The organism is Geobacillus sp. FSL K6-3411 (assembly GCF_037965715.1).
Lineage (GTDB): Bacteria > Bacillota > Bacilli > Bacillales > Anoxybacillaceae > Geobacillus > Geobacillus thermodenitrificans.
On sequence record NZ_CP150187.1, the window covers coordinates 1853383 to 1879140 of the forward strand.

A 25758-nucleotide genomic window follows, 5' to 3' on the forward strand; every position below is an offset into this window, starting at 1 on the left:
TCCGTTATCGTTGGTCAGCAGCCAACCGCTCGAACAAACCGCTCGTCCGCAGTTTCTCAACGGCACGGCGCAACGTATCTTCCGGCTGAACGAGAGCGATGCGCACATAACCTTCACCGCTCGGTCCAAACGCATGCCCAGGCGTCACAACGACTCCAGCACGGTCGATGAGTTCCTTTGTGAACGAGAGCGATGTAAACCCAACGGGAATCTTCGCCCATACGAACATGCCAGCCGGCGGACAGTCGACCGTCCAGCCGATGTCGGCCAACCCACTGACAAGCGCGTTGCGGCGCGATTGGTAAATGGCGCGGCTTTCGGCGCAAAAGTCCCCTCCATAGCGAAGCACTTCCGCGGCTGCTTTTTGAATTGGCCAAAAAATGCCGTAATCTAAATTCGATTTAAACGCGGCAAACTCGCGAATCACGTCAGCGTTGCCGCACAAATAGCCGATTCGACAACCAGCCATGTTATAGCTTTTTGACAGCGAGTTCATTTCCACCCCGACGTCTTTCGCCCCGGGAACGGAAAGGAAGCTCACTGGTTTGTTTCCATCATAATACAGCTCACCATAGGCAAAATCAGAGACGACAAGCACGTCGTACCGCTTCGCAAACTCGACGACTTCACGATAAAACGATTCAGTCGCGAGGGCGGGCACTGGATTGCCCGGAAAGTTAAGAAACATAATCGCCGCCCGTTTGGCGATCTCCTCTGGAATCGCACGCAAATCGGGCAAAAAGCCGTTTTCTTCCTTTAAGGGCATAAAGTATGGCTCCGCTTCGGCCATCGCTACGCCGGTGGCATACGCTGGATATCCAGGATCCGGCACTAAAATGACATCACCCGGATCAGCAAACACCATCGGCAAATGGACAAGACCATCTTGTGACCCGATGACATACGTCACTTCCGTCTCCGGATTCAACACGACACCGTGCGTCGTCCGGTAATAATCAGCGACCGCTTCATGAAATTCACGAATGCCTTTTAATGTATATCCGTAGGCGTTCGGCTCCTCGGCGTAGCGGGCAATCGCCTCACGCACAAACGGCGCCGGCGGCAAATCCGGGCTGCCGACGCTTAAGTCGATCCATTCGTCATGAAGATGGCGCCGCTTTTGGCAATATGCCGACAATTCAGCAAAAATAGACGAAGAAAACGCATTCATCCGTTTCGCTTTTTTCATTATTCTTCCTCTCCCTTGCCAAGACAAAAACCGCTTTTCCTTTTTGTTTTTCTTGGTATATACTATGGTTATATGAATAGTGTACCATATGTTCAAGGAGAAAACATAGACAGAAAGGCGGGGAAATGAACATGACTACTATCTTTTTTGCGGCCAGCCTCATTACGTTGCTGTATTTTATTTACAGCTGTATCGCTAACGCCTAACAACGACTAAAGGAAAAGGAGCTCCGCACCGGGAGCTCCTTTTTAATCGATTTTCGTTTTTTTGCGGGCGGAGTCAAGCGCGAACGCCCCTGTCTCTGTTTCCGTCGTCCCTTGTCCTCTGACATTCGGGGCGCTGACACCCGTTTTCGAACGGTCTTTTTTTCGTTTCGACACGCCGATCACCTCCGCCTTTATCGTTCCCACCGGCGTGCCATTGTATGTAAATTCATCTGAGCATCCCCTGCTCACCCAAGATAAAAAAGCAGTGATACCTAGCTGTTAGCCAATCGGACAACTCACGATGGCAAAGTCCGTATTCAATCAGCCACAATATTTTTCAAAGGCAGCTAAAACGTTTTCCATAACCTCTTCCATCGAATGAAACTCGATGTCTTCACGCGGAATGAAATGAACAACTTCCTTTCCTTTCAAGAGCGCCATCGACGGCGAAGATGGCTCATAGCCGACAAAGTACTCGCGCATTTTTGCCGTCGCCTCTCTATCTTGGCCAGCAAACACGGTCACCAAATGATCCGGCTTTTTCTCGCTTCGCAACACTGCCTGTGTCGCCGCCGGGCGCGCCAATCCAGCAGCGCAGCCGCACACCGAGTTGACAAAGACAAATATCGTTCCTTCTGCTTGTTCCATAAACTGCTCAACTTCCTCGCTCGTGCGCAGTTCGCGGAAACCGGCGCGGACGAGCTCATCACGCATCGGCTGCACGAGCTGGCGCATATATTCTTCGTACGCCATCGACATGGCTAGCATCCCTCCATATGATCATCGTTGTGCTATCAGCATACTATACTTCGAACAGAAAAATCAACGAAGACAACCGCCAACCATGGTGAAAACGGTGATCCTTCTTTTTTCGACGCCGACAGCGAAATAAAGCTTTTGCTCGTCTAAAGGCTCGACAAACCTATCGCAAATGTGGTGCAACTATGCATTTCTCCAATGGAGAAAGCTTGATTGTCGAACACATAAAAATGACCGATAGAAGGAAAATAGAGATTTTCTACATCCATCAGTTGCTTTCCGCCTTCTAGAGCCACTGCAGCCGCCGATCACCATCGGAATGGAATAAGCAATCGGATGGAAAGAGAAAACGAGAGAAGCATAGTACATGGAATACATTGAAAAACTGCGAAACATCGTCGGGACCTAGCCGGTCATTTTAGCCGGCGTTGGGTCGTTGGCCATTACTGTTCCGGCTGACACGCCAACACACCTATTGTCTTGGAAATCACTGAATCTCTCCGACAGCCAGCTCCACTGTGGCCACGTCATCATTTGCTTTCAGTGCCCCAAAGAATATAGGCGCGCCCATCCGCGCGCCTATTTTTCCTCTTCTGTCTTGTTTTCTTTTTTTCGGCTTTCAGTCATTTGTTTCCAAACCGAGCCTTTCGCCTCTTCGCCGCCTTCGATCCGTTCGATGGCCATTTTTACTTGCAAGCTGACCTCAAATTCCGGATCGTTTTCCGCCGCTTTTAACGCTGGGAGCGCCGATTCATCGCCGACTTCATACAAAAACATAGCCGCGCGCCAGCGGACGAGCTTGCTTTCATCTTTTAACGCTTCCGTCATCGCTGGAATCGCTTCTGGGTCGCCGATGTCGGACAAACAGTCGCCGGCCGTGCGACGGACAGCAACCGCCGGGTCTTTCAACGCTTCATACAAATACGGCAGCACCTGTTTGCCGCCGATCATGCCTAGATACGCAGTCGCTAGGCGGCGAATGGCCATTCTCTCATCTTTCAGGGCTTTGGCTAACACGGGGATGTCGTCTTCGGTCGGCTCCGCCATTTGCTCAAGCGCGGCGTACCGTTTCCGCCAGTCTGGATCGTCGAGCATCTCGCTTGTCACTTTGATACCTGGCCGCTTCTGCGCCGTTTTTTCCTGCTCTCCGTGGCGGAACATATTGACGATCCGCTCCAGCCGCTCTGGCGGATAGGCAGCCGACAGCTCATCGACCACTTCGCGTCCAATTTCGTCGAACGTGCCGTAGCGCACCCCTTTTTCCACCCATTTGCGCTCAAGGACAATGTTGTCGGCATACTTTTGCGCTTCGATGACCGCATCGATAAACGGCTGCGGCAACCCGACGCGATGCTCGCGCTCACCATCGATCAGTTTCACTTGCATCGGCAAACCATACAACATTTGCACAAATACTTTCACTTCACCGAAATGTTCATTCACCTTCGGCTTTGCCTCGGCTCCGTCGTCTGCTTCTTCGCCGAACACTTCACGCACGTTCGCCAATATGTCGCGCCAATCGTACTTCGGATGGCGCTCAATGGCCAAAAAGTCGGCGACATGGTAAATGCCTTTTACTCCATTAATGCGCATCAACGTTTGAATGAGCGGCGGTGCTTCGCCGATGTTGTCGGGTTTGTAGTTATGGCGCATGCCGGAAGGCAGTTCTTCATCAAGTAATATTTTCATCGTGTTCGGACTTGGTGTCGGCTCAATCGCTTTAATGCGCAACCGTCATCCCTCCTTCACAAAAAGACTACAACAATTTTTCAATTTCCTTTCTCAGCTCGCTTGGCTTTGTTTGCGGTGCGAAACGAGCTACAACCTTGCCGTTGCGGTCGACCAAAAACTTCGTGAAATTCCATTTGATCGCCTTTGTTCCCAATGCCCCCGGCGCCTCTTCTTTCAAATATTGAAACAGCGGATGGGCGTGATCGCCATTCACATCCACTTTCGCAAACAGCGGGAACGTCACACCATAATTCAACTGGCAAAATTGCTCGATTTCCTCTTCCGTCCCCGGCTCTTGGCCGCCGAACTGGTTGCACGGAAAGCCGAGCACAACAAACCCGCGATCGCGATATTCGTCATACAGCTCCTGCAGTTCTTTATACTGCGGGGTGAAGCCGCAACGGCTCGCCGTGTTGACAATCAACAGCACGTTGCCTCGATAGACGGAAAGCGGTTGTTCCTCTCCGCGAATGGTTTTGGCGCTGAATTCATATACACTCATGATTTTTCACCTCATCTCCATCATAGCGGATTTCATGGTTTGTTTCTACTTTTTGCATCGTTACTGCCCGGCGAACAGCTGCAATTGTTCAAGTGATGAAACCATATACGGCACCATCTCCGGCAAATCGGCGGCGTTTTCCTCATAAATGAGGCGTGCAAATTCGACCACGGCTTCATTTTCATACGGGCCGCGTTCATGTGGAAATGGAAAGCGGAGCGTTTGCCGGATGATTCGCTCCTCCCCCCAAATCGTCCGCAGCGTTCCTTCAATGAGCGCACAAACGGACGAGCGGCGAACCGGAAGGGTAAACAGAAGAGCGAGCCGACAGCCGGCCCGGCCGTGATAGAGCCGCTCATTGACCAGCTCAGCAAAATCAAGAGAAAGCCGCGCGGTGCAGACGACGAGCGGATCGGGCGCATCATTCAGCCGAAATGAAATGGCGTACTCCCGAAACAAACGGGCCAAATCGACAAGGTCGCGGCGCTCGACCACGGCAATGCGCCCTTGCAAATCCGCGTCATATACCGCCCCTTCCAACACCGTTTTTAAATTGTCAAAGGCTGTCGGATCCAATCGGAATTCCCCCTTTTTGTTCACCAGCTGTTTAAGGTCAAAAAAATCAATTGAAGAATGTTGACAAAGTTTTTATAATTAAGGTATTTAGTAACGAGACAGAAACGGAGGGGACACCATTGCCAATCAACATTCCAAAAGACTTGCCGGCGAAAGAAATACTCGAACAGGAAAACATTTTCGTGATGGACGAAGAACGGGCTTACTCCCAAGACATCCGGCCGCTCAACATCATCATTTTAAACTTGATGCCCGAAAAAGAAAAAGCAGAGACACAGTTGCTGCGGCTGCTTGGCAACTCGCCGCTGCAAGTGAACGTCACCTTTTTGCGTCCGGCGACCCATGAACCGAAAACGACGAGTAAACATCATTTGGATCAATTTTACACAATTTTTCCTCACATCCGCCATCGGAAGTTCGACGGAATGATCATCACAGGAGCACCGGTCGAGCAAATGCCGTTTGAAGAAGTGACGTACTGGGACGAGTTGACCGACATTATGGAATGGACAAAAACAAACGTCACATCGACGCTCCATATTTGCTGGGGGGCGCAAGCCGGCTTGTATTACCATTATGGCATTCCGAAATATCCACTGCCGAAAAAATGCTTCGGCGTGTTCAACCATACACTGGAAGTAAAAAATGTAAAGCTTTTGCGCGGCTTTGACGACGTGTTCCGCATGCCGCACTCCCGCCATACGGACGTCAAGCGAGAAGACATTGAAAAAGTGCCGGAGCTCATGATTTTATCAGTCGCCGACAAAGCTGGCGTTTGCCTTGTCGCCTCGAACGACGGCCGTCATATTTTCTTGACCGGTCATCCAGAATATGATGCAACAACGTTAAAAGACGAATATGAGCGCGATTTGGCCAAAGGGTTACCGATTCAACTTCCGGAGTCGTACTTCCCGAATGATGACCCGAGTCAACCGCCGCTCAATACGTGGCGCTCACACGCCAATTTGCTGTTTGTCAACTGGCTCAACTATTACGTCTATCAGGAAACGCCTTATATTTGGGAATAAAAAGAAGTCCCATCCAACAACAAAAACGCCTTTGCTTTCCTAGCAAGGCGTTTTTGTTATTTTGCATTTTTCGACAATTTTCCCGTGCATTCATGCAATAAATTGCATACCATGTAATAGATTTTCCAAGGAGGTGAGCAGGATGAGCGCTTGGCATGGTAATAGCTTTGCATTGATCGTTGTCTTGTTTATTTTGCTTATCATTGTCGGCACTGCTTTCGGCCGGTACGCTTACTAAAAAATCATTTGTCTCCACCCCTCCCGTCCGCCATATTTGCCAGCATCCGGACGTATTTGCTCACGGGAACGCATGACAAACGCGCTTCCCGTTTTTCTTTTCTAGCCGCCGTCAATGTATAAAAACCGACGAGCAGCCTATGCTAATGATATGGTCATAGCGCCTAAAGGAGGTGTGGTCTGTGACAAAACGGCCAAACAAAGGAAGCCGGAATCAAAACGCGCCGACGCAAGACCCCATGGCCTTGCTTCACGGTCCGATATCCGGTGATAACAGCAAAGGACGGCGGCAAAATAAGGAACAAAACGACAAAACGGACACCGACGCATAGAAAAACCGTCATGAGCGAGTTTTCCCTCCTAGGAACCAAACGGCACCGTCCATCGAGATAAAGTTCGACAAAAAAGCGGCCGAATCCGGCCGCTTTTTCAATAGCATAAGACGCTGGCAGACGAGTGAGAAAGATTCCTCCGCCAACTGTTTCTTCTCAAAATTCAATTCCTTTCATGGCCGCCTCCCCTTGTTCATAGTCATGCTTGACAAGCGTCATCTCAGTGACAATATCGGCGACAGCAATCAGCTCTGGGCGAGCGGAGCGCCCGGTAATGACCAGATGGAGTGACGGCGGGCGCGTGCGGATCAGTTCGAGTACATCTTCCACCGATATGATGTCATCGACCGGGAATCGATCGATGGCTAACGCATTGTTCAATTCATCTAGCACGATCAGATCATACTGTCCGGAATGAACATATTGTTTCGCCAATGTCCATGCCCGTTGTAACGCTTGACGGTGAACATCGGCCGTTTTCGTCCATGTAAAGCCGGCGCCGAGCTGATGCACTTCGATGCCGAGGCGGCGAAGAGCAAGCTGCTCGCCGTATGTTCGTTCCGGCGATTTCAAAAACTGCAAAACCGCGACGTTCATTCCCCGGCCGACGGCACGCAGGGCAAGCCCCAATGCGGCCGTCGTTTTTCCTTTTCCGTCGCCCGTATAAACGATGACACGCCCGCTACGACGAGGCGTCGGCATCGACCACGCCCCCTTGCCGCTCCGGAAACCATTGGAGCGTCTCACGCAGACGAACGACATCGCCGATGATGATGATGGCCGGATGGGAAATGCCCGCCTGTTCCGCCTCGTCTGACAGCGTCGAAAGCGTCGCCGCCACCGTGCGCTGCCGCTCGGTCGTCCCCCATTCAATGATGGCCGCCGGCGTATCCGACGGCTTTCCGGCCGCCATCAAACGGCCGCAAATATCCGACAAGTTGGCCGCTCCCATGTAGACAATGATCGTATCGCATCCTCGAGTCAGCGCCTCCCAATCGATCCGCTCACTCCGATGCCCGCTGACCATCGCCACCGAGGCGGCGTAATCACGGTGGGTGACCGGAATGCCGGCGTACGCCGGCACAGCGATGCCGGATGTCACCCCTGGAACGATTTCAAACGGAATTCCGGCTTTCACCAACACTTCCGCCTCTTCACCAACGCGGCCAAAAATGCACGGATCGCCGCCTTTTAAGCGGACGACCGTTTTTCCTTGTTGCGCATGCCAAACGAGCAGCTCATGAATTTGTTCTTGAACCGTGTCATGTTTTCCCGGCTCTTTGCCGCAGTAAAGAAGCTCAGCGTCCGGCTTCGCGTAGCGCAGCAGCTTACGGTTGATGAGCCGGTCGTAAATAATGACATCCGCCCGTTCTAGGCATTCGCGGCCGTAAACCGTGATGAGCTTTTCATCACCCGGCCCAGCGCCGACTAAATACACTTTGCCGACGGTCATCGCCCCTTCTCCCCTTTCGCATTGGCCGTGGAAATGCCCGCCGAGGCGAACGTCGCCATTTCGTTCACCATCGCCATTGCTGAAATCAAGAGCGGAAACGCTACCGCCGCGCCGCTTCCTTCGCCAAGGCGCATGCCGAGATCCAAAAGCGGATCCTTCTCTAGCAAACGAAGGGCTATACTGTGCCCCGGCTCTTGCGAACGATGGCCGGCAATCATATAGTCTGTGACGTTCACGGCAAACTGGCGGGCCACAAGGGCAGCCACCGTGCAAATAAAACCGTCAAGCAAAATCGGGATGCGCCGTTCGGCGGCTGCCAGCATCGCCCCGGCCATAGCAGCGATCTCCAACCCGCCGATTTTCGAAAGCCATTCAAGCGGCTTCGCCGGATCCGGCCGATGAAGCAAGAGCGCCCGTCGGATCACGTCCTGTTTATGGGCAAGCATTTCCTCCTTAATGCCGCTTCCTTTGCCAACGATGCGCTCAAGCGGCTCATCGGTCAACGTGGCCAATAAGGCGCTCGCGGCGGTCGTATTGCCGATGCCCATTTCGCCGACAATGAGCGTGCGGACGCCTTGTTCAATGATGGACGCCGCCTGTTCGTAACCGACATGAAGCGCCTGTTCGGCCTCGGACGGCGTCATCGCTTCCGTTTCCGCGAAATTGTTCGTTCCCGGGCGCACCTTTTTCTGAATGACGCGCTCATCAGCAATCGGCACGGCGACACCGACATCAATCACCTGAAGCAACGCGCCGATTTGACGGCTGAAGGCGTTGATCGCCGCTCCGCCGTTGGCAAAGTTGTACACCATTTGCGCCGTCACTTCGGCCGGATAGGCAGACACCCCTTCTTCCGTGACGCCATGATCGGCCGCAAACACGAGCACTCCGGGCGGAGTGACGCGTGGAAGCAGCTCCCCGGTCATGCCGGCAAGCGTTGTCGCCACTTCTTCAAGACGGCCGAGGCTGCCGGGCGGTTTGGTCAATTGATCGATATAGGCACGCGCTTGTTCAACCATTTCACGGTGGATCGGTGGGATGGAAACATTCATCATGGGCGCACAATATCCCCCATCAAGCGGGAATATGCGCTTCCTCCTTTCTCGTCTATGATTGAGGGAACGCGTCAACTTTTCCATCCGAATCATGCCAACACCGTTGGCGAGGGCAAAACGGACGATTTGACGGCTGATTTTATGGTTTATATCCTTCATCCAGCAGGACTCTTTACGGCCGATTGTGCGAATCATATGGAGCTTCTTCGCTTTGCCCAACGTTCGCCGCAAAGCCGCATATCGTCGGCGAATGAAAGCGCATTGACTGTCCTTGAAAAACAACGATTTCGTTCCAATGCTGGCAACGGCGATATAACGAAGTCCCAAATCAACGCCCATTGCCTTGGTGTCTTCCCGTTGTTGGACTTCAACTGTGATCGCGACAGCCAAATTGACGCATCATCTGTTCGATCCGCTCGACCGCCACGTGCTGGCGGACATGAGCGGCAAGCCGGTCGAACGCCTTTTCTTTGAGCGAGCGAAAGAGTCGGACGCCAGAAGGAGCGATTCCTTTTTGGCGGCGAATGTTGTTGAAAAACGCGGTGCGGAACGCATCGTTATGAAACAAATCGTGCATGTACGTGCCCAGCACCCGCTCATCACTGTGCTTCGCCCCTTCATGGCGGCCGTCCGCCTCAATAAGCGGCGCATAGCCAGGAAGCGGCGCCGAGCGGCCCATATGAATCTCGTATCCTTGCACCGAAAGCCGCTCGCCCGCCCACGTAAGCATCCCTTCCGTACGGATCGTGATTTTCGTCCGCTCAAGCGTCGTTTCAATCGGCAGCAAACCAAGTCCTTTTACTTCGGGGAGCGGCGTCTCGACTCCATACGGATCGCGGATGACGGCGCCAAGCATTTGGTAGCCGCCGCATAAGCCGACGACTCTCGCTTTTCCTTCATTGACAAGCGACACAATGCGGGAAGCGAGTCCTCTTTTCTTCATATAAATCAAGTCCTCGATCGTGTTTTTGCTGCCGGGAAGCACGATCACATCCGGCGCGCCAAGCTCGTCGCCGTGCGTCACCAACCGGACGCGGCAGTCCGGTTCTGCCAGCAGCGGGTCGATGTCGGTGAAATTGGCGATTTTCGGACAGCGGATGACAGCGACATCAATCGCTTCCTCTCCCCCGACAGATGAAGCAAACCGCTCAAGCGACAGCGAATCTTCAGCATCGATCGCCAAATCAGGCAAATATGGAACGACGCCAAGCACCGGCACGCCGGTGTGCTGCTCAAACCAATCAAGCCCCGGCTTAAGCAGCGCCACATCGCCGCGAAACTTGTTAATGATGACCCCAATGACCCGCTTTCGGTCCTCAGGCTCAAGCAGCGACAGCGTTCCAACGAGGCTCGCGAACACCCCGCCCCGCTCAATATCGCCGATCAACACGACCGGGGCGTTGGCGAGACGGGCGACACGCATGTTGACCAACTCGCGGTCGTTTAAGTTTACTTCCGCCGGGCTTCCCGCTCCTTCAATGACAATCCGGTCATACTCGTTCATCAACGTTTCGAGCGACTGACGGATGACGGCCAGCCCTTGGTGGAAAAACTCGTTCCGGTAAGCGAACGCCTGCATATTGCCGTACGGTTTGCCAAGCACAACGATTTGCGATTCATGCTCGCGGCTTGGCTTAATCAAAATCGGATTCATCTCAGCGCGCGCCGCCACTCCGGCCGCTTCGGCCTGAATTCCTTGCGCCCGCCCGATTTCGTTTCCGTCCGGCGTCACGTAGGAGTTTAACGACATGTTTTGCGACTTGAACGGCGCCGTCTTCCAGCCGTCTTGGGCGAACATGCGGCAAAACGCGGTGGCGATGACGCTTTTGCCGGCATCAGAATGGGTGCCTTGAAACATAATCGGCAGCGCCTTAGCCATTGATGGTCACCTTCTCGCATTCGGCGAGCCACCGCTCAACCATCGCCGGGGCGGACGCGAAATGAAAATGGACATAGCCGGCGACAAGCCGGTGCGCCAAATAACCGTCAGGCTTCGTTCCTTTCCGGCCGCTCGTTTCGTAGGCAAACGGCGCCTCGCCCCGCGGTTCGTACACGGAATAGTGAAATTCATGCCCGCGCGCTGTTTCTCCTTCCGGCAATAGAAAATTTCCATTTCGACCGCGCACTTCGCGGTAGCCAAGCGCCGCGAGCTTCGTCTTCATCACGACCTTCCCCGGGATGACGCCCGCCATCTCATAGGCCGCACCGTCCGTCGCAACAAGCTGTTCGGTGAGAAACATAAACCCGCCGCATTCGGCCAACGTCGGCAACCCGTGTTCGATGGCGGCGCGGATCGACTGTTTGACCGCGGCTTGCCTGGCGAGCTCGGCGGCAAACTCTTCCGGAAACCCGCCGCCGATATACAATCCGTTCACCCCATCCGGAAGCGGCTCGCCGGCGAGCGGAGAAAAGTAGACAAGCTCCGCGCCGCAGGCAGAAAGCATCTCCAGATTCTCCGGATAGTAAAAATGAAAGGCGGCATCTTTGGCAACCGCCACGCGCACGCGATACGGCCGCGAAGGGCGAATGAGCGGCGCCGGAGAACAAAGGGCTGGCGCTTCTGCAATCGAAAGGAGCGTCTCCCAATCGATCGTGCGCGCCACCTTTCTCCCCAGTTCGGCAAAAAACGAATCCAGTTCGCCGCGCTCCACCGACGGCACGAGCCCTAAATGGCGCTCTGGCAGCGCCAACGCTTCGTCTTGCGTGAGAAACCCGACGACCGGCACCCCGCACGTTTGCTCGACCGCCGCTTTGACGAGCCGAAAATGCCCTTCGCTGCCGACGCGGTTGGCAAATACGCCGGCGAGGCGCACATCGGGGCGAAACGTTTGAAACCCATGGACGATGGCGGCGGCGCTGCGGGCCATGCCGGAACAATCGACGACAAGCAGCACCGGGCTTTCGGTCAACACGGCGATTTCAGCCGTCGACCCCTCGTCAGAAAGCGGCTGTTTCCCGTCAAACAGCCCCATCACCCCCTCGATGATGGCGATATCAGCCCCTTGACAACCGTTGGCGAGCACCGTTTTGACCGCTTCGCTTCCCATCATCCAACTGTCCAAGTTGCGCGCCGGCCGGCCGGTCACAGCCGTATGGTAAGTCGGATCGATGTAGTCCGGGCCGCATTTAAACCCTTGCACCGTATATCCTTGCTGCCTCATGGCCGCCATCAATCCAAGCGTCACGGTCGTTTTGCCGGCGCCGCTTCCCGGTGCGGCGATGACAAGCCGTCGCATGCCTCTTTCCCCTTTCCCTGCATGGTCGCTTTCTTTTGATGATCGATGAGCGCCACGGAAATCGTCACATTGCCGGACTTCTTTTTCACCAGCGCCAGCCGATCGGCCCCGCTGTACAATTTCGCCGCCGGCTCGCTCACCCCATACGCGCCGGTGTAGCGGTACACCGTTTCCGACGGCGCTTCGATCGACACCGTGTTCAGCTCTTCTGGCGTATACGCAACCAATTCCCATCTATATTTGTTGACTACCTCCAAAAGTCCTTGTTCATCCTTTTTCAAATCAATGGTGCACACCGCTTTGACGCTTTTCATCGAAAAGCGCAGCTCATTGAGCGTCTCATGGATGACCGCTTCGATTTCGTCAGCCGATGTGCCGCGGTTGCAGCCGATGCCAAGCGCGATTACTTTCGGGCGATACAAAACGCCGTTTTGCAAAATGGCCTCTTCTTCCGGCGCAAGCAAGCGATGAGTGACCACAAGCGCGGCCGCCGGGCGGGCAGCGAGCGCTTCCGCGATCGAGCCGTACACGGCAATGTTTTTGGGCAATGGCCGCCCTTCCGGCCACCAGCCGGTTTCCCCCGACTCTTGCACGATCGCGACAGGCTCTTCATTCACGACCGCGGCGCTCACCGGCGTCAGCTTGTCAGCTGATTCCCATTCCCAGCCGAACTGGCGACCGAACAGATCGACGGCGATTGTCTGCTGCACGTCAGAAGCGGTCGTAATGACCGGGCGGGCGCTTAAAATGGCAGCAACGCGCCGCGTCAGTTCGTTCGCTCCGCCCAAATGGCCGGAAAGAACACTGATCACATGTTCAGCCTTATCATCGATCACCACGACCGCAGGATCGGTCTTTTTGTCTTTTAACAGCGGAGCGATCATCCGTACGACAGCGCCGAGCGAAATGATGCAAATGAGTCCGTCATAGCGGGCGAACAACTCCGGCAACAAGGCCCTGACGTTGCCGGAAAACAAGCGGATCCCGTGCTTGGCTTCATCGCCGCGGGCGAATTTATCCGTATAATAAACGTCCGCTCCCGCAAGAGCGCCTCCAAGGCGTCGGGCGATCTCGACCCCGTGTTTCGTAATGGCCACGACAGCATAGGCGCCGTGTCTTTTGTTGTTCGCGGCAGCAACTCCCACCTTACTTCTCCCCCTTTCGATATCCGTGCGTAAACGTGCGGTCGTACAGCTTCGAACGGTAGCCGCGCTCATGAATATGGGGATCGAGCGCCCAACCGGCCAACATGATCGCGTGTTTCGTCACACCATGGCGCCGCATATCGTCAGCCATTGTGGCAACGGTGGAACGAATCACGACTTCATCCGGCCATGTCGCCTTATAGACGATCGCGACAGGCGTATCACCGCTCCAACCCGCTTCAAGGAGCGCCGCGCTTACTTTTTTGGCAAGCGTCGCGCTTAAAAAAAGAACGAGCGTGCAATGATGCTGCGCCAGCTCCTGCAATTTCTCACGCGGCGGCATCGGCGTCCGCCCCTCGGCGCGGGTGAAAATGACCGTCTGCGTCAATTCCGGAACGGTGAGCTCCGCCTGCACGGCGGCCGCGGCGGCAAACGCCGAACTGACGCCGGGGACGATTTCCACTTCAATTCCTTCTTCTTTCAACAAGGCGATTTGCTCAAGCGTCGCCCCGTAAATCGATGGATCACCGGTATGGACGCGCACGACAAGCCGTCCTTGTTTCACTTGCTCCGCCATTGCCGCGACCATTTCTTCTAAATGCATGCCGGCGGTATGGAAAACGTCAGCATCCGGCTTCCGGTAGCGCTCGATCAATTCCGCGCTCACTAGCGAGTCGGTGTAAAAAATGGCGTCGGCAGCAGCGAGAAGCTCGGCGCCGCGAACCGTGATCAAATCCGGCGCTCCCGGCCCCGCCCCTACGATATACAGCTTCACTTTCTCACCACCATCAATGTCAAATATTCGAGTTCCGCTCCGTCGAGCTCCTCGACCTTCCACACGACTTCCTCGCCGGACGTCACTTTCGTCACAACAGCGGCGCGATGAAGCAAATCGAGTTCCCGCAACAGACGAACCAGCAAATCGATCACTTTCGCCACTTTAAAAAAGACAACGCAATCGTGCTCAAGAAGCACTGCTTTCATCGCCTCAACATCGTCGCGGGCGGGCACGATCGCCACGGTTTCATCACCATCCGCCAGCGGCAGACGAAGCCTAGCGGCAGCAGCGTTGGCCGAACTGACGCCGGGGACGACTTCAATCGGCGCTTCCGGATAGCGGCGCTCCATTACGTGCATCAAATGGATGAACGTGCTGTACAACAGCGGATCGCCTTCGGTCACAAACGCGACATCGCGCCCGGCCGACAGCTCCGCCCAAATGGCGTCCGCCGCCTCGTTCCACTTCGGCTCAAGCAAGGCTCGGTCTTTTGTCATCGGAAAATGCAGGCCGAGCCGCCGTTTTTCCTCTGGCGCAAAATACGCATCAATAATTTGTTCCGCATAGCTTTTGCTTTGCCGCCCTTTTTTTGGATAGGCGATGACATCCGCTTCTTTTAGGCGGCGGTATGCTTTCACCGTCATGAGCTCTGGATCGCCCGGGCCAACACCGATGCCGTACAACGTGCCGGTCATTCGTCTCCCTCCCGCTTGGCTGTCATGATATACACCGGATTGAGCGCCTCAAAGCGCGTCAACTCTAAAATGGGCTTGCTTCGCGACACTTGCGCGAGCGTGATGTCAACATGAAATCCACGGCTGCGCAGCTCGCAGCCCGCTTCAGCAAGCGTCTCAACCGTTGCCGCGTTGATCACGATGCGTCCATTTTTCTTCAGCCGTTTCGCACAGACATCCAACAACGGCGACATCGCGCCTGACGTGCCGCCGATAAAGATGGCATCCGGGTCGGCAAACTCATCGAGCCGATCGGGCGCCCTGCCGTGCACAAGCGTGATGTCAACGCGGAATTTGCGCAAGTTTTGCCAGCAAATCTCGAGGTCGTATTCATTTTTTTCAATCGCAAACACCGCCCCGTCGCGGGCGATTTTCGCCGCTTCAATCGCGACCGAACCGGTGCACGTCCCAATGTCCCAGACGACGCTGTCCGGGCGCAAGCGCAAGGCGCTTACGCTTAAGACGCGAATTTCTTTCTTTGTAATCAGCCCTTTGTCCGGCTTGCGTTGGAAAAATTCATCATCGTCAATGCCGAGCGGCCAAATCGGACCAGGAGCGGTTTGCCTCAAAATGACTATATTTAATGGAAGAAACTCGGTTTCTGCCATTTCTTCTAGCTTGAAAAACCGGCATCGCTCATTCGGCCCGCCGAGCTCCTCGCCGACAAACGCCTCATATTCCGTCATGCCGTACTCGAGCAAATAGCGGGCGATGGCGGCCGGCGAGTTCGTCTCATCGGTTAAGATGGCGACTTTGCGCCGCCCGTCGATCCGCTGAGCCAAACCGGTGAGCGGCCGGCCATGGACGCTGACAAACGCCGCGTCTTGCCAAGACTCGCCCATTTTCGCAAACGCCCATTGCACTGAGCTGACGGCCGGATACACGTCGATCGGCAATTTGCCGGCCAAATAGCTGCCGATGCCGTAAAAGAGCGGATCGCCGGAAGCAAGCACGACCGTGTTGCGCGTCTCATGGCGGAGCCGCTCCACCAGCTCCGCCAGTCCGCGGCGGATGATGATCGTTTCTCCTTTGTATTCAGGAAACATCGCCAGCTGCCGTTCGCCGCCGACAAGCAGCTCGCTTTCATCAATCCAGCGTCGATACAGCTCAGGAAGACTTGCTTGCCCATCAGCACCCACACCGATCAACTTCATCGTCCCCATCGGTCTGCACCGCCTTTCCTAATTGTTGTCCGTTCATTGTGTAAATGGACGTCGCCACCGTCAGACCGCCTCCCACTTCGTGAAGCGCCGCCTGGCAGCACGCTTCGCACAAAAGCTCGAAAAACTTCATGCAACCGGCCTCTTGCATCATGTCGCCGACTTGCGCCGCCGTATTCGCGCCGCGCACCGCAGCCACCAGTTCTGGGCCAGCACCTGCCTGCTCGGCGATGGCAGCCAAAAAGCCAAAGTCGACCGGGGCGCTTTTCGAGTGCACCATCATCACTCCTTGAGCGACTTTCGAAAATTTCCCCATCATCCCGACCATCGACACCATCTTGATGCCAAGCCGTTTGCATTGTTTCAGCGTAAAGCCGACAAAATCGCCCATTTCGATAAACGCTTCTTCCGGCAAATGTGGATATTCTTGCATGGCGTATTTCTCGCTCCGCCCCCCGGTCGTGATGACAACATGGCGGCAGCCGTTCGCTTTCGCCACTTGAAGCGCCTGCACGATGCTCGCCCGGTAGGCGGCGGTGGAGAACGGAACGACGATGCCGCGCGTCCCCAAAATCGAAATGCCGCCAATGATGCCTAGTCTCGGGTTCAACGTTTTTTTGGCGATTTCCTCGCCGCCGGGCACAGAAATGACGACCTTCACCCCGCGATGTAGACCGTATTGCGCCAGCACTTCATTGACGGCTTCGCGGATCATTTGCCGCGGCACTGGATTGATCGCCGCTTCCCCGACCGGCACCGGCAAGCCGGGTTTGGTGACGCGTCCGACCCCTTCACTGCCGTCGATATGAACGCCCGGCGACGAGGCCCACGAGACAGTGGAAACGATGAGCGCGCCGTGCGTCGCATCTGGGTCATCGCCGCCATCCTTCACGACCGAGGCCGTCGCCGTTTCGCCATCGAACGAACAAGAGGCGAGCGAAAAGGTCACCACCCGCCCGATCGGAATCCGAATCGTCGCCTCCGCCTGCACTTGGCCAGTGATGAGCGCCGTGAGCGCGGCTTTCGTTGCCGCTGTCGCGCATGATCCGGTCGTATACCCTTCACGCAGCGTTTTTTTCGTTTCCATCGTTCGTCACCCTCGCTCGGCGAGCAGCGATAAAGCATTCAAGGCAGCGACGGTCACGGTGCTTCCTCCTTTGCGGCCGCGGTTGGTGATGAACGGCACATCGAGCTTCGCCAATTCTTCTTTTGATTCCGCCGCCGAGACGAATCCGACCGGCAAGCCGATCACCAATCCCGGCCGCGCCTCTCCTTCTTTGATGAGGCGAATGAGCTCCAATAACGCTGTCGGAGCGTTGCCGATGGCAAAAATGCCGCCTTCCGCTTCTTTCACCGCTTTGCGCATCGCCACAATCGCCCTCGTCGTATTCAACCGTTTCGCTTCAGCGATCACGTCTTCATCAGAAATATAGACGCGCACCGCACCGCCGAACTTCGCAAGCCGCGCTTGATTGACGCCGGCTTGCACCATTTGCACATCGGCGACGACGAGCTTGCCGCTGCGAATGGCATCAATGCCTGAGCGGATCGCATCCGGGTGGAAAATGAGGCTTTTGCCCAGCTCAAAATCAGCCGATGCATGGATGACGCGCTGAACGATTCGGTATTGTTCTTCTGTAAATGAATGCTCGCCGATCTCTTCATCAATGATTTGAAAGCTGCGCGCTTCAATTTGTTCCGGCTGCACCGTCGCCGGACGAAATGTTGTATGGAAGTCCATGACAATTCTCTCCTTTCTTCATGATCGCTTGCATGAGCGGCCGCTAGAATCCCATTCTTTACACGGCCGGAAGCGGCGCATGCTGCTTCAACGCCTCGAGCACGCCGGCAAAATCGTGATGCACGATGCCGTATGACAACCGTGGGCGGCGGATGACGATGACATCAATGCCGAGCTCCTCGGCGGCAGCGATTTTCTCATCGACAAACCCGACTTTGCCGCTTTCTTTCGTGACGACGACCGTGACGCCAAAATGGCGGTATAGCGCCCGATCGAGCTCTTTCGTAAACGGCCCTTGCATCATGACGATCTGCTCTTGGGAAAACCCGAGCCGCTCGCATTTGTCGAGATTGTCTTTCCGCGGCAGCATCCGCGCAATCACCTTGACGTCCGGGCGACCGATGAGCCTCGCGGCGAAAATGTCGAGCGTTTTGCTGCCGGTCGTCAGCATCACGACGCCGCCTTTTTCCGCCGCCAAGTCAGCCGCTTCTTCATAGCTGTCGACAAATGTCACCTTCTCGGATGAAAACGAAGACGCCTGCCGCTCGTAGCGAATGTAGGGCAACCCGGCGTCTGCTGCCGCTTGCATGGCGTTTTTTGACGCCTCTTCAGCAAATGGATGGCTCGCGTCCACAATCGCTTTGGCCCCCTCGGCTTTGGCCAGATCGGCAAGCTGGGACGCATCCAAGCGGCCGACATAGGCGCGAATGCCGGCCGATCGGAGCTGTTCGGCCGCGTGATCGGTGACGACCGTCGCGGTTACGTTATAGCCGGCTTGTTGGATCATCACCGCCAATTCGCGGGCATCGCTTGTTCCAGCTAACAATAAAATCATCGGACGCTTCCTCCTTCAATGATGGTGATGATGGGCGGCGTGCAGCCGATATTGACAGATGTCGCAATTCATCGCCACCGTTTGGCCGAGCACCTCGTTGAGGCGGTCAAGCACGATCTCCTCAAGCTTCGGATGAAATCCAAAATAGCCGGCAAGCGCAAACGAGATATGCGAGTGCTCAGCTTGGTATTGCGCCATTTGCTGCTCAAGCCGCTTAATCAGGATGCCGGTGAATAAAAAATACGGAAGAACAACGATCCGCCTAGCTCCGAGCATGAGACAGCGGCGGACAGCATCATCAAGCGACGGCGTCGTCACGCCCATAAACGCCGGCTCGATGAGCGCATAGCCGGTCTGTTCCCAAAAGAGGCGGGCGATTTTATACAAGTCGCTGTTCGCATCCGGATCGCTCCCGCCGCGGCCAAGCAAAATGACCGCTGTTCCGTCATCCGGCTGCTCCGGCCGCTCGCCGATTTCTTGCAATCGTTCGCGCAAAATAGCAAATGTCTGCTCATGGACGCCGATGGGGCGGCCGTAGCGGAACACCATATGCGGATAGCGCGCTTTGGCCTCATCGATTTCCGCCGGGATATGCAGCTTCGAATGCCCGGCCGGCAATAAAATGAGCGGAATGACCGCCACTTCCATTGCCCCGGCTTCGGCGCAGCGTTCGATTCCTTCGCCGATCGACGGACGGCCAAATTCTAAAAAACTTGTTTCAATATGAAACGAATCGCGCAAACGCGGCCGCAGGCGGTCGACAAACTGCCGCACTTGCTCGTTCCCTTCCGGGTCGCGGCTGCCATGGCCGACAAATAAAATGGCTCTCATCCTTGTTTTCCCCCTTTTGTTAGCGGACGTCTTCCGCCGTTCCCTATAAGCGCAATGACTCGATGGGCGCTTCATCCAAATGCGAGGCGCCCATCTATGCTCTTTTATGGAACCAGCCGGTTATTCGATCGACTGTCGGAAAAAGATGCGTCGCTTCGACACCAACGACATCTGCAGACGTTCAAGCTGCACTTATATAACACATGCTTCCGTCACTCGCCGCAAGCCGGCATTTCGATGGACGCGGCCGGTTTTGCCTCTTCGTGTGAAAAACGTCCGACTTGCTTCACGCGGCGGAAAAACTTATGAAACCGTTCATTTGGATGTGCTTGTTCTTGATACTGTTCGATGATTTCTGCCATAACCGCCACAATTTCTTCCGGCGGAATGCCTTCCGCGACGAGCTGGCCGGGATGGGCGTTGCGGCCGACCGTTTTCCCGCCCAAAAACAAATCAAATTTCCCTTTCCGGTACACAAGCCCGATGTCTTCGTGCACCGCGCCGTAGCACGCCATCCCGCAGCCGTTGATGCCAAGCTTCAACTCTTTCGGCAGCGCCATGCCGCCAAACCGGCGCGCCAATTCCTCCGCGTATGGAATGGCGTCTTTTTTCTCTCCATCGCAAAAATCACATGCCTTCACCGTCAGCACATCACCGACCGGCATCACGATCAGTCCGGCGTCAACGAGACGGGCCACAAGCCCATCTGGGTCCTCTGTCAACCGTTCGATTTTCATATAATGATCCGGTGTGTAGGTCATTTTTCCATCCATCCCTACCACTTCCGCAAGCACGATGAGCTGTTCCGGGGTGAACTGTTTATTGGCCACGCCCGGGCTCACCGCCGCTTCCAACAACACGGCCGCCGTCTTTCTTGTTTTCCGTCTCTCTAAAGCGGCGAGCGCGTCTTCGGCTGTTTCTTTCACCCGTTTTGGCGCGGCGGTCGGCTGCCGTTTGGCTGTTTTTGCCAGCGGTGCAGCAAGCGTCGGCAAAACGGCAGCCAGCGGCGTTGGCTCGGCCTCCTTCGTGGCCGCGGCAACAGACGGCGGTCGAACCGCGGTGGCCAAGGCGGTGAAAGCACGATCCTTCTGGTTGTCCCCGGCGAGGACAGCCGCTTCGGACGGTCCTGATGCCCCCGTGCTTCCTTCGTCCTCATCTTCTAGCGGTTTCGTCTGGTCAAGCGCCCACGGCTCCGCTTCTTTGCGCAGCCGTTCATGCGGTTTGAGCGGCTGGACGGCGGCTGCTAGTTGATACTTGCGCTGGTAGCCGCGCGGCGTGATCATCACGCCGTCATGGACGAATGTCGTTGAGTTGCCGATAATCACCGTCGTCAACATGCCGATCTCATGGTCAAGCATATGCGCCAAGTCGGTGAGGACGATATGCTGCCGCTCGCGGTACGCGCTTTTCACCAGACCGACCGGGGTTTCCGGAGACCGATGGCGGAGCAGGATGCGCTGTGCTTCCACAATCTGTCTAGTGCGCCGTCCGCTTTTCGGGTTGTAAAGCGCGATGACAAAATCGGCCGCGGCGGCGGCGTCAATCCGCTTTTCAATCAGCTCCCACGGCGTCAAATGGTCGCTCAAGCTGATCGTGCACGCATCGTGCATAATCGGTGCGCCAAGCAGCGCGGCGCACGAATGGATCGCGGAAATGCCGGGGATGACTTCGACTTCAATCGAGCTGTCTTTCGTCCACCCTTTTTCGATCAGCACTTCATACACGAGCCCGGCCATGCCGTACAACCCGGCGTCACCGCTTGAAATGACGGCGACCGTTTTGCCGCGCTCCGCCCATTTCACCGCCGCTTGGGCGCGGCTCACCTCTTCCGTCATGCCCGTGCTGATGATTTCCTTTCCGACAATCAGATCGCGCACAAGTTCGATGTACGTTTTGTAGCCGATGATGACGTCGCTTTCTTCAATCGCTTCCCGAGCCCGTTTCGTCATATGGTCGACGCTTCCCGGGCCAAAGCCGACAATGAGCAATTTGCCGCTCATCATGATCCCCCTCCTTTGCCAATTAGGCCCACTTTCCATAACGAATTCGCCGCCGCTTATTTCCCTTCATGGTACAAAACATCGGGGCACGTTCTTTTCCTTTGGCCGCCACTCTTGCCAAAGCCGCACAAAAAGCGGAACATCCAAACGAATGTCCAAAAGCCGCTGACGGTCGGCAAACACGTCTTCCGGCTCCCCTTGCATCACGACGCGTCCTTCGTGCATGACCGCGACGACATCCGCCCACTGCCAGACGAAATCCATGTCATGGGTGGCGATCAACACCGTCGTCCCCGCCTGGTGAATCGCATCAATTTGCTTGAGAAACTGCTTTGTCTGATGCTGGTCCAAGTAGGCGGTTGGTTCATCAAGCACGAGCAAGTCCGGCTTGGTGGCCATCGTGCAGCAAAGGGTCAGCCATTTTTTCTGCCCGAGGCTAAGTTGGTGGGTCGGACGGTCCAACCAAGAATGGAGTTTGTATTCTTCTGCGATCGAAACGAGCGCCTTCTTCATGCTTTCCGCATCGACACCGGCATGAGTGAGGCTGATCGTCAATTCATCGCGCACAAGCGGGGCCAAAATTTGATGCTCCGGGTTTTGAAAGACGATGCCGACTTCCCGTCGCCATTGCGCCCAATCAGCGCCGCGTTCATACATGTTGCGCCCTTTCCAATATACCGTTCCTTCCTGCGCCCGCAACAGCCCATTCAAATGAAGAAACAGCGTCGTTTTGCCGCATCCGTTCGGCCCGATCAAAGCGTACTTTTTTCCTTCTAGAATCTCCCAATCAATCCCATTCAGCACATAATGCGTTGAATGGTAAGCATACTTCACCTGTTCCATTCGCAATAGCAACGTTTTCACCCTTTCCGCCATGCCACCCCAAGCAGCAGAGCCATTATGATGCCGGCCGCAATATCAACAGGGCGCACACTCGCTTTTTTCGCTTGATGCGTATATGCGACCGTCGCCATCCCGCCCCGGGCGGCAAGTGAACGGCTATATGCTTCATACGATTGCCACGTTTTCATCCATAATTGATACATCAGCATCACACCGTGGCGCCAATGCGCCCCCCCGCTGCGGGCGCGCAACGCCAACATAAGCTCAGCGGCCGCCTGTTCCAATAAAAAGATGAAGCGGTACATAAGAAAGCAAAGTTCAACGAGCGCAGCTGGGAGGTGCATTCTTCGCAGTACGGAAAATAACTCCGGCATCGGAGTCGTAATGAGGGCGAAAAACAGGCACGACCAGGCGGCGAGAGAGCGAATGGCCAGCTCTGCAGCCAGTTGCAACTGGCTATCCATCATTGAAATTCGAAACGGAAAAGACACCGACACGACAAGCGTCAGCAAGCTGGGGGCCAAGAAGGCACAGGCGGCCAACATTGCTTTTCCATACAAGGAAAACGGTACACCTGCACTCCCCATAATCCAGTATGCCATCCCGCCAAGCACGATCAATTGCTCGCGCCAGCCCCCGGTCATGACGATAAGAAGCAGAACGGAGGCCATAAGCCATTTCCATTCCGCTCCCCAAGAGCGGAGTCGATTTTCATACGCCCAACGATCAAACTCGCGAATCATGGCTGTTTTTCCGCTCCGATCGTCCTTTGTACAACCCGATGACATAGCCGATCACACCGGCGCCAAGCGCGGCTTGCAACGAGAACAACAGCGTTTCGACTTCGCCTCCAGGAGGGGTAAAAATCGACTCAAACCACGGGCGATACTGCGGATGAAGTGCTTGAATGGCTTTTTCCGCTTGGTCGTCTGTTCCTCCGAACTCCGATCCGCGCGCCCACCAAAGCGGCCCGATGATGAGCAAAGCAGCGAGCAAGATGAGCAAACCATTTTTCTTCATATCCTCACGCCCCCTTTTCTCTTTGGAACAGCGGAGAAGCTTGGTAGGAAGCAAGCCAGTTCCAGACGATCACCGTTACAATGCCTTCTGTCACCGCCAACGGCACTTGCGTGATCGCGAAGATGCCCGCAAATTTCCAAAATGAGGCCACGATTCCGCCATCAGGTGCGGGAAACGCCAAGGCGAGCTGCAGGGAAGTCATGACGTACGTCGCCAAGTCTGATAAGCAAGCGGCGAGAAACAATGCAACACGATTTGACAGCGCCCCTTTTCGGCACAATTGATACAGCCCGTAGGCGACGAAAGGTCCGATGATTGCCATCGACATCGCGTTCGCTCCAAGCGTTGTCACCCCTCCATGGGCAAGAAGCAACGCTTGAAACAGAAGGACGATCGTACCGATCACCACCATCACCCACGGCCCAAACAAAATGGATCCAAACCCGATCCCGGTCGGATGAGAACTGCTGCCAGTGACCGACGGGATTTTCAGCGCCGATAGCACAAACGTAAACGCACCAGCTAAAGCCATCAGGAGCTTATGCTCGAGATGCTGCTTCGAAGCATGAACAAGCCTGCGCAGCCCAAACAAGAAAAACGGCAAAAACAGGATCCACCAAAACAGCGCCCATTTGACAGGCAAAAAACCTTCCATAATATGCATGGCATTTACTTCGTTTTCATTGGTGAGCCAAAAATATACAACGAATAAAGCCATCATCCCGCTCCATCGAACGGTTCTTTTCATTTATCTGCTTGCTCCTTTCTCGATATGCTCGTTTTTTCGTTTTCCACTTGCCGCCTCACGCTCGCCGATCGGCGTCAACACCAATTCCCCTTCATACTCATACGTCGCCCACTCCCGCAGCGGAACACCCTCACCCAAATGGACGCGCGCGACTTCTTTCGCCTTCTCTGGCGTCATCTGCCGGTACCAGACGCCGTCCGGGTAGACGATCATCACGCATGCGTCTTGGCAACGGCCGTTGCAGCGCGTCCTTGTTGTATGGACAGCGTCGTCAAGCCCAAGGCGGGCGATTTCCTCGCGCACCGCGGTTGTCACGTCATCTCCGCCATGGCGGAGGCACGTCCCTCCGTTGCAAATGAGCACATGATGCTTCATTCCCCGCAAATCCCACGTCGCCACCAAATCCCCCCTTTTGCTAGAATGGTAGAATGAAATGCGGCAGACGGACGGTTTTTCGACAAAAGAAAAAGCACCTCTACAGCAGAGGTGCAGAAAAATGTATACGAAAGCCGTAAACGGCCCAAACAGGGCCCCTAAAGCCGTCATTCTCCCGCACGTCTGCCTATAGTCCCGTAGGCATCCGTCCGATCCAAACAAGGCAGGTCTCCTGACTTAGGATCATCGCTTGGCGGCGTCTTCCCGAAGCATCCTTCAGTGACTTGTTGCCGCAAAGCTCCCCATCACAGTGGCGGGCACCGTGCCGGATTTTCACCGAGCTTCCCTTTTCACCCAAGCCCTAAGCGGGCTAGGCACCTTGTTTGTCTTACCGCCATATATGCGCTGTCATGGAACAAGCATCCGTTTTCATCGTAGTACAACCAATGCGTTGCCGTCAACCGTTTTTTGCCGACAAATCTTTGTTGGCGACGACAACGCCGTCCGCATCAGCGTACACGTACGCCCCTGGCTCCCAGCGGACGCCGCCAAACTCGAGCGCAACGTCGCGGGCGCCTTTTCCTTCTTTTTGGCATTTCGAGCGGGCGTTCCATTTCAACCAGAACGATACATCTCCAACTTGTCCAGGTCTAAGACAAATCCAGCGCCCAGCAATATATCCAATCCTAACAAACCGTTAATCCCCTCATAGTCCATCCCGCTAAAATCAATTTCATACTCTCTTAGCTGGAAAGAATCTAGCTGAATACAGTCTAATTTTTTTGTAAACGCGTACTCTTTCCCACCGATTCCGTAATAAGCCACAATACGATCGCCCGGCTCTACCCGCAAATGAATATCTTCTACTGCATTTTGAGAAATCACTGTTTTCGCCGCACCAGTATCAATCACCATATTATGAATCAACTTAGACCTTCCTTGATAAACGATTTCGATCGATGCAAACAGCAAGCCTTCACGATATTCAATCTGCATAATGAAATTTCCCTCTCAGGCCAATCGCTCCCCGAACTTTTAAAACAATCTCCTTGTGGCTAGTATGATAAACAAGCTGATTCCCTTTCGATTGCAGCAACTCACGAGTTGCATCCTTGTCCGAAACCGTTCCGATAACAGCCACCTCTTCAATGATTTCTTGATCTCCCTCTAAATGGGACTTTAATACTTGTAATTTCACAAATTGATTTGGATACAATGAACGCACTTCCTGCCATTCCATCTCC

30 protein-coding genes, 1 pseudogene and 1 riboswitch are annotated in these 25758 nt (G+C 55.0%); of the genes and pseudogenes, 3 read left to right on the forward strand and 28 right to left on the reverse strand.

Features of this window, described 5'->3' with window-relative positions; all coding sequences use genetic code 11:
* Nucleotides 1-4: 4 nt before the first annotated feature.
* The 6 genes from NSQ22_RS09475 to NSQ22_RS09500 all read right to left on the reverse strand — a co-directional run bounded on the left by NSQ22_RS09475 (nt 5) and on the right by NSQ22_RS09500 (nt 4963).
* Nucleotides 5-1189, reverse strand: a complete 1185-nt coding sequence (locus tag NSQ22_RS09475; protein ID WP_008880176.1) for an LL-diaminopimelate aminotransferase — start codon at nt 1187-1189, stop codon at nt 5-7.
* A gap of 248 nt (nt 1190-1437) precedes the next feature.
* Nucleotides 1438-1569, reverse strand: coding sequence for a YuzL family protein (locus NSQ22_RS09480; protein ID WP_008880175.1), 132 nt, complete (start codon nt 1567-1569; stop codon nt 1438-1440).
* Nucleotides 1570-1716: 147 nt separating this feature from the next.
* Nucleotides 1717-2154, reverse strand: a complete 438-nt coding sequence (locus NSQ22_RS09485; RefSeq protein ID WP_011887464.1) for a BrxA/BrxB family bacilliredoxin — start codon at nt 2152-2154, stop codon at nt 1717-1719.
* Nucleotides 2155-2733: 579 nt separating this feature from the next.
* Nucleotides 2734-3885: a conserved virulence factor C family protein gene (locus NSQ22_RS09490; RefSeq protein WP_100660457.1), complete on the reverse strand. Its 1152-nt coding sequence runs from the start codon at nt 3883-3885 to the stop codon at nt 2734-2736.
* Nucleotides 3886-3910: 25 nt separating this feature from the next.
* Entirely contained in the window at nt 3911-4387 is a 477-nt protein-coding gene (locus tag NSQ22_RS09495) for a glutathione peroxidase (RefSeq protein ID WP_014195888.1), read from the reverse strand.
* Between the two features lie 60 nt (nt 4388-4447).
* Nucleotides 4448-4963, reverse strand: coding sequence for a hypothetical protein (locus NSQ22_RS09500; RefSeq protein ID WP_014195889.1), 516 nt, complete (start codon nt 4961-4963; stop codon nt 4448-4450).
* A 119-nt stretch (nt 4964-5082) separates the two neighbouring features.
* On the opposite strand from NSQ22_RS09500, the gene metA reads away from it, so the two are divergent.
* The 3 genes from metA to NSQ22_RS09515 all read left to right on the forward strand — a co-directional run bounded on the left by metA (nt 5083) and on the right by NSQ22_RS09515 (nt 6560).
* On the forward strand, nt 5083-5991 hold the full coding sequence (gene metA, locus NSQ22_RS09505; RefSeq protein ID WP_008880169.1) for a homoserine O-succinyltransferase: 909 nt from the start codon (nt 5083-5085) through the stop codon (nt 5989-5991).
* 142 nt (nt 5992-6133) lie between these two features.
* Nucleotides 6134-6229, forward strand: coding sequence for a YjcZ family sporulation protein (locus NSQ22_RS09510; protein WP_008880168.1), 96 nt, complete (start codon nt 6134-6136; stop codon nt 6227-6229).
* A 181-nt stretch (nt 6230-6410) separates the two neighbouring features.
* On the forward strand, nt 6411-6560 hold the full coding sequence (locus tag NSQ22_RS09515) for a hypothetical protein (RefSeq protein WP_169817286.1): 150 nt from the start codon (nt 6411-6413) through the stop codon (nt 6558-6560).
* 156 nt (nt 6561-6716) lie between these two features.
* Here NSQ22_RS09515 and cobO read toward each other — a convergent pair whose 3' ends face one another.
* The 22 genes and pseudogenes from cobO to NSQ22_RS09625 all read right to left on the reverse strand — a co-directional run bounded on the left by cobO (nt 6717) and on the right by NSQ22_RS09625 (nt 25754).
* Nucleotides 6717-7262: a cob(I)yrinic acid a,c-diamide adenosyltransferase gene (gene cobO / locus NSQ22_RS09520; protein ID WP_008880166.1), complete on the reverse strand. Its 546-nt coding sequence runs from the start codon at nt 7260-7262 to the stop codon at nt 6717-6719.
* Nucleotides 7243-8013, reverse strand: coding sequence for a uroporphyrinogen-III C-methyltransferase (gene cobA / locus NSQ22_RS09525; RefSeq protein WP_008880165.1), 771 nt, complete (start codon nt 8011-8013; stop codon nt 7243-7245). Before cobA ends, cobO begins: the two co-directional genes overlap by 20 nt.
* Entirely contained in the window at nt 8010-9068 is a 1059-nt protein-coding gene (cobT, locus tag NSQ22_RS09530; RefSeq protein ID WP_078172627.1) for a nicotinate-nucleotide--dimethylbenzimidazole phosphoribosyltransferase, read from the reverse strand. The genes cobA and cobT overlap by 4 nt, the downstream gene beginning before the upstream one ends.
* Before the next feature lie 367 nt (nt 9069-9435).
* Nucleotides 9436-10947: a cobyric acid synthase gene (locus NSQ22_RS09535; RefSeq protein WP_008880163.1), complete on the reverse strand. Its 1512-nt coding sequence runs from the start codon at nt 10945-10947 to the stop codon at nt 9436-9438.
* Nucleotides 10940-12304, reverse strand: a complete 1365-nt coding sequence (locus tag NSQ22_RS09540) for a cobyrinate a,c-diamide synthase (RefSeq protein ID WP_008880162.1) — start codon at nt 12302-12304, stop codon at nt 10940-10942. The genes NSQ22_RS09535 and NSQ22_RS09540 overlap by 8 nt, the downstream gene beginning before the upstream one ends.
* Nucleotides 12250-13449 (reverse strand): cobalamin biosynthesis protein, encoded by a 1200-nt coding sequence (locus NSQ22_RS09545; RefSeq protein WP_008880161.1) that lies wholly within the window; start codon nt 13447-13449, stop codon nt 12250-12252. The genes NSQ22_RS09540 and NSQ22_RS09545 overlap by 55 nt, the downstream gene beginning before the upstream one ends.
* 1 nt (nt 13450) lies before the next feature.
* The gene (cobM, locus tag NSQ22_RS09550) at nt 13451-14224 is read right to left on the reverse strand and encodes a precorrin-4 C(11)-methyltransferase (RefSeq protein ID WP_011231288.1); all 774 of its coding nucleotides are present in this window, start codon (nt 14222-14224) and stop codon (nt 13451-13453) included.
* Nucleotides 14221-14922 (reverse strand): precorrin-2 C(20)-methyltransferase, encoded by a 702-nt coding sequence (gene cobI, locus NSQ22_RS09555; protein ID WP_008880159.1) that lies wholly within the window; start codon nt 14920-14922, stop codon nt 14221-14223. The genes cobM and cobI overlap by 4 nt, the downstream gene beginning before the upstream one ends.
* Nucleotides 14919-16124 carry a bifunctional cobalt-precorrin-7 (C(5))-methyltransferase/cobalt-precorrin-6B (C(15))-methyltransferase gene (locus NSQ22_RS09560; RefSeq protein ID WP_008880158.1) on the reverse strand — a complete coding sequence of 402 codons (1206 nt, stop codon included), beginning with the start codon at nt 16122-16124 and terminating at the stop codon, nt 14919-14921. Before NSQ22_RS09560 ends, cobI begins: the two co-directional genes overlap by 4 nt.
* The gene (locus NSQ22_RS09565) at nt 16090-17208 is read right to left on the reverse strand and encodes a cobalt-precorrin-5B (C(1))-methyltransferase (RefSeq protein ID WP_339263354.1); all 1119 of its coding nucleotides are present in this window, start codon (nt 17206-17208) and stop codon (nt 16090-16092) included. Before NSQ22_RS09565 ends, NSQ22_RS09560 begins: the two co-directional genes overlap by 35 nt.
* A gap of 6 nt (nt 17209-17214) precedes the next feature.
* Entirely contained in the window at nt 17215-17862 is a 648-nt protein-coding gene (locus NSQ22_RS09570; protein ID WP_008880156.1) for a precorrin-8X methylmutase, read from the reverse strand.
* A 58-nt stretch (nt 17863-17920) separates the two neighbouring features.
* Nucleotides 17921-18697, reverse strand: coding sequence for a precorrin-6A reductase (gene cobK, locus NSQ22_RS09575; RefSeq protein ID WP_008880155.1), 777 nt, complete (start codon nt 18695-18697; stop codon nt 17921-17923).
* A 15-nt stretch (nt 18698-18712) separates the two neighbouring features.
* Nucleotides 18713-19528, reverse strand: coding sequence for a sirohydrochlorin chelatase (locus NSQ22_RS09580; protein WP_327993821.1), 816 nt, complete (start codon nt 19526-19528; stop codon nt 18713-18715).
* Nucleotides 19529-19740: 212 nt separating this feature from the next.
* Nucleotides 19741-21528 carry a precorrin-3B C(17)-methyltransferase gene (gene cobJ, locus NSQ22_RS09585; protein WP_031213079.1) on the reverse strand — a complete coding sequence of 596 codons (1788 nt, stop codon included), beginning with the start codon at nt 21526-21528 and terminating at the stop codon, nt 19741-19743.
* A 66-nt stretch (nt 21529-21594) separates the two neighbouring features.
* The gene (locus NSQ22_RS09590; protein WP_023634355.1) at nt 21595-22404 is read right to left on the reverse strand and encodes an ABC transporter ATP-binding protein; all 810 of its coding nucleotides are present in this window, start codon (nt 22402-22404) and stop codon (nt 21595-21597) included.
* Nucleotides 22389-23114 carry a CbiQ family ECF transporter T component gene (locus tag NSQ22_RS09595; RefSeq protein WP_008880151.1) on the reverse strand — a complete coding sequence of 242 codons (726 nt, stop codon included), beginning with the start codon at nt 23112-23114 and terminating at the stop codon, nt 22389-22391. Before NSQ22_RS09595 ends, NSQ22_RS09590 begins: the two co-directional genes overlap by 16 nt.
* Nucleotides 23098-23391 carry an energy-coupling factor ABC transporter substrate-binding protein gene (locus NSQ22_RS09600; RefSeq protein WP_008880150.1) on the reverse strand — a complete coding sequence of 98 codons (294 nt, stop codon included), beginning with the start codon at nt 23389-23391 and terminating at the stop codon, nt 23098-23100. Before NSQ22_RS09600 ends, NSQ22_RS09595 begins: the two co-directional genes overlap by 17 nt.
* Before the next feature lie 4 nt (nt 23392-23395).
* The gene (locus NSQ22_RS09605; protein ID WP_231926061.1) at nt 23396-24112 is read right to left on the reverse strand and encodes an energy-coupling factor ABC transporter permease; all 717 of its coding nucleotides are present in this window, start codon (nt 24110-24112) and stop codon (nt 23396-23398) included.
* Between the two features lie 27 nt (nt 24113-24139).
* Nucleotides 24140-24538 carry a (2Fe-2S) ferredoxin domain-containing protein gene (locus NSQ22_RS09610; RefSeq protein ID WP_008880147.1) on the reverse strand — a complete coding sequence of 133 codons (399 nt, stop codon included), beginning with the start codon at nt 24536-24538 and terminating at the stop codon, nt 24140-24142.
* A 180-nt stretch (nt 24539-24718) separates the two neighbouring features.
* Nucleotides 24719-24911, reverse strand: a riboswitch (cobalamin riboswitch).
* Nucleotides 24912-24971: 60 nt separating this feature from the next.
* A pseudogene (locus tag NSQ22_RS09615) lies at nt 24972-25190 on the reverse strand (hypothetical protein); the annotation flags it as partial.
* A complete protein-coding gene (locus tag NSQ22_RS09620; RefSeq protein ID WP_008880146.1) occupies nt 25130-25510 on the reverse strand; it encodes a retropepsin-like aspartic protease in 381 nt (126 codons plus the stop codon). The gene NSQ22_RS09620 and the pseudogene NSQ22_RS09615, both read right to left, overlap by 61 nt.
* On the reverse strand, nt 25500-25754 hold the full coding sequence (locus tag NSQ22_RS09625) for a hypothetical protein (protein WP_008880145.1): 255 nt from the start codon (nt 25752-25754) through the stop codon (nt 25500-25502). The genes NSQ22_RS09620 and NSQ22_RS09625 overlap by 11 nt, the downstream gene beginning before the upstream one ends.
* Nucleotides 25755-25758 lie beyond the last annotated feature (4 nt).

Excerpts from the sequence above, each read along its gene's own strand:
- NSQ22_RS09475 (WP_008880176.1), bottom strand. The coding sequence starts at position 1,189 with ATGAAAAAAGCGAAACGGATGAATGCGTTTTCTTCGTCTATTTTTGCT.
- cobK (WP_008880155.1), bottom strand. The coding sequence starts at position 18,697 with ATGATTTTATTGTTAGCTGGAACAAGCGATGCCCGCGAATTGGCGGTG.
- NSQ22_RS09565 (WP_339263354.1), bottom strand. The coding sequence starts at position 17,208 with ATGGAAACGAAAAAAACGCTGCGTGAAGGGTATACGACCGGATCATGC.
- NSQ22_RS09590 (WP_023634355.1), bottom strand. The coding sequence starts at position 22,404 with ATGGCGGAAAGGGTGAAAACGTTGCTATTGCGAATGGAACAGGTGAAG.
- NSQ22_RS09495 (WP_014195888.1), bottom strand. The coding sequence starts at position 4,387 with ATGAGTGTATATGAATTCAGCGCCAAAACCATTCGCGGAGAGGAACAA.
- NSQ22_RS09535 (WP_008880163.1), bottom strand. The coding sequence starts at position 10,947 with ATGGCTAAGGCGCTGCCGATTATGTTTCAAGGCACCCATTCTGATGCC.
- NSQ22_RS09510 (WP_008880168.1), top strand. The coding sequence starts at position 6,134 with ATGAGCGCTTGGCATGGTAATAGCTTTGCATTGATCGTTGTCTTGTTT.
- cobJ (WP_031213079.1), bottom strand. The coding sequence starts at position 21,528 with ATGAGCGGCAAATTGCTCATTGTCGGCTTTGGCCCGGGAAGCGTCGAC.
- cobT (WP_078172627.1), bottom strand. The coding sequence starts at position 9,068 with ATGATGAATGTTTCCATCCCACCGATCCACCGTGAAATGGTTGAACAA.
- NSQ22_RS09485 (WP_011887464.1), bottom strand. The coding sequence starts at position 2,154 with ATGTCGATGGCGTACGAAGAATATATGCGCCAGCTCGTGCAGCCGATG.
- NSQ22_RS09600 (WP_008880150.1), bottom strand. The coding sequence starts at position 23,391 with ATGAAGAAAAATGGTTTGCTCATCTTGCTCGCTGCTTTGCTCATCATC.
- NSQ22_RS09580 (WP_327993821.1), bottom strand. The coding sequence starts at position 19,528 with ATGAGAGCCATTTTATTTGTCGGCCATGGCAGCCGCGACCCGGAAGGG.
- NSQ22_RS09540 (WP_008880162.1), bottom strand. The coding sequence starts at position 12,304 with ATGCGACGGCTTGTCATCGCCGCACCGGGAAGCGGCGCCGGCAAAACG.
- cobI (WP_008880159.1), bottom strand. The coding sequence starts at position 14,922 with ATGACCGGCACGTTGTACGGCATCGGTGTTGGCCCGGGCGATCCAGAG.
- NSQ22_RS09570 (WP_008880156.1), bottom strand. The coding sequence starts at position 17,862 with ATGGACTTCCATACAACATTTCGTCCGGCGACGGTGCAGCCGGAACAA.
- NSQ22_RS09625 (WP_008880145.1), bottom strand. The coding sequence starts at position 25,754 with ATGGAATGGCAGGAAGTGCGTTCATTGTATCCAAATCAATTTGTGAAA.
- NSQ22_RS09560 (WP_008880158.1), bottom strand. The coding sequence starts at position 16,124 with ATGGGGACGATGAAGTTGATCGGTGTGGGTGCTGATGGGCAAGCAAGT.
- NSQ22_RS09620 (WP_008880146.1), bottom strand. The coding sequence starts at position 25,510 with ATGCAGATTGAATATCGTGAAGGCTTGCTGTTTGCATCGATCGAAATC.
- NSQ22_RS09605 (WP_231926061.1), bottom strand. The coding sequence starts at position 24,112 with ATGATGGCTTTATTCGTTGTATATTTTTGGCTCACCAATGAAAACGAA.
- NSQ22_RS09595 (WP_008880151.1), bottom strand. The coding sequence starts at position 23,114 with ATGATTCGCGAGTTTGATCGTTGGGCGTATGAAAATCGACTCCGCTCT.
- cobO (WP_008880166.1), bottom strand. The coding sequence starts at position 7,262 with ATGCCGACGCCTCGTCGTAGCGGGCGTGTCATCGTTTATACGGGCGAC.
- cobA (WP_008880165.1), bottom strand. The coding sequence starts at position 8,013 with ATGACCGTCGGCAAAGTGTATTTAGTCGGCGCTGGGCCGGGTGATGAA.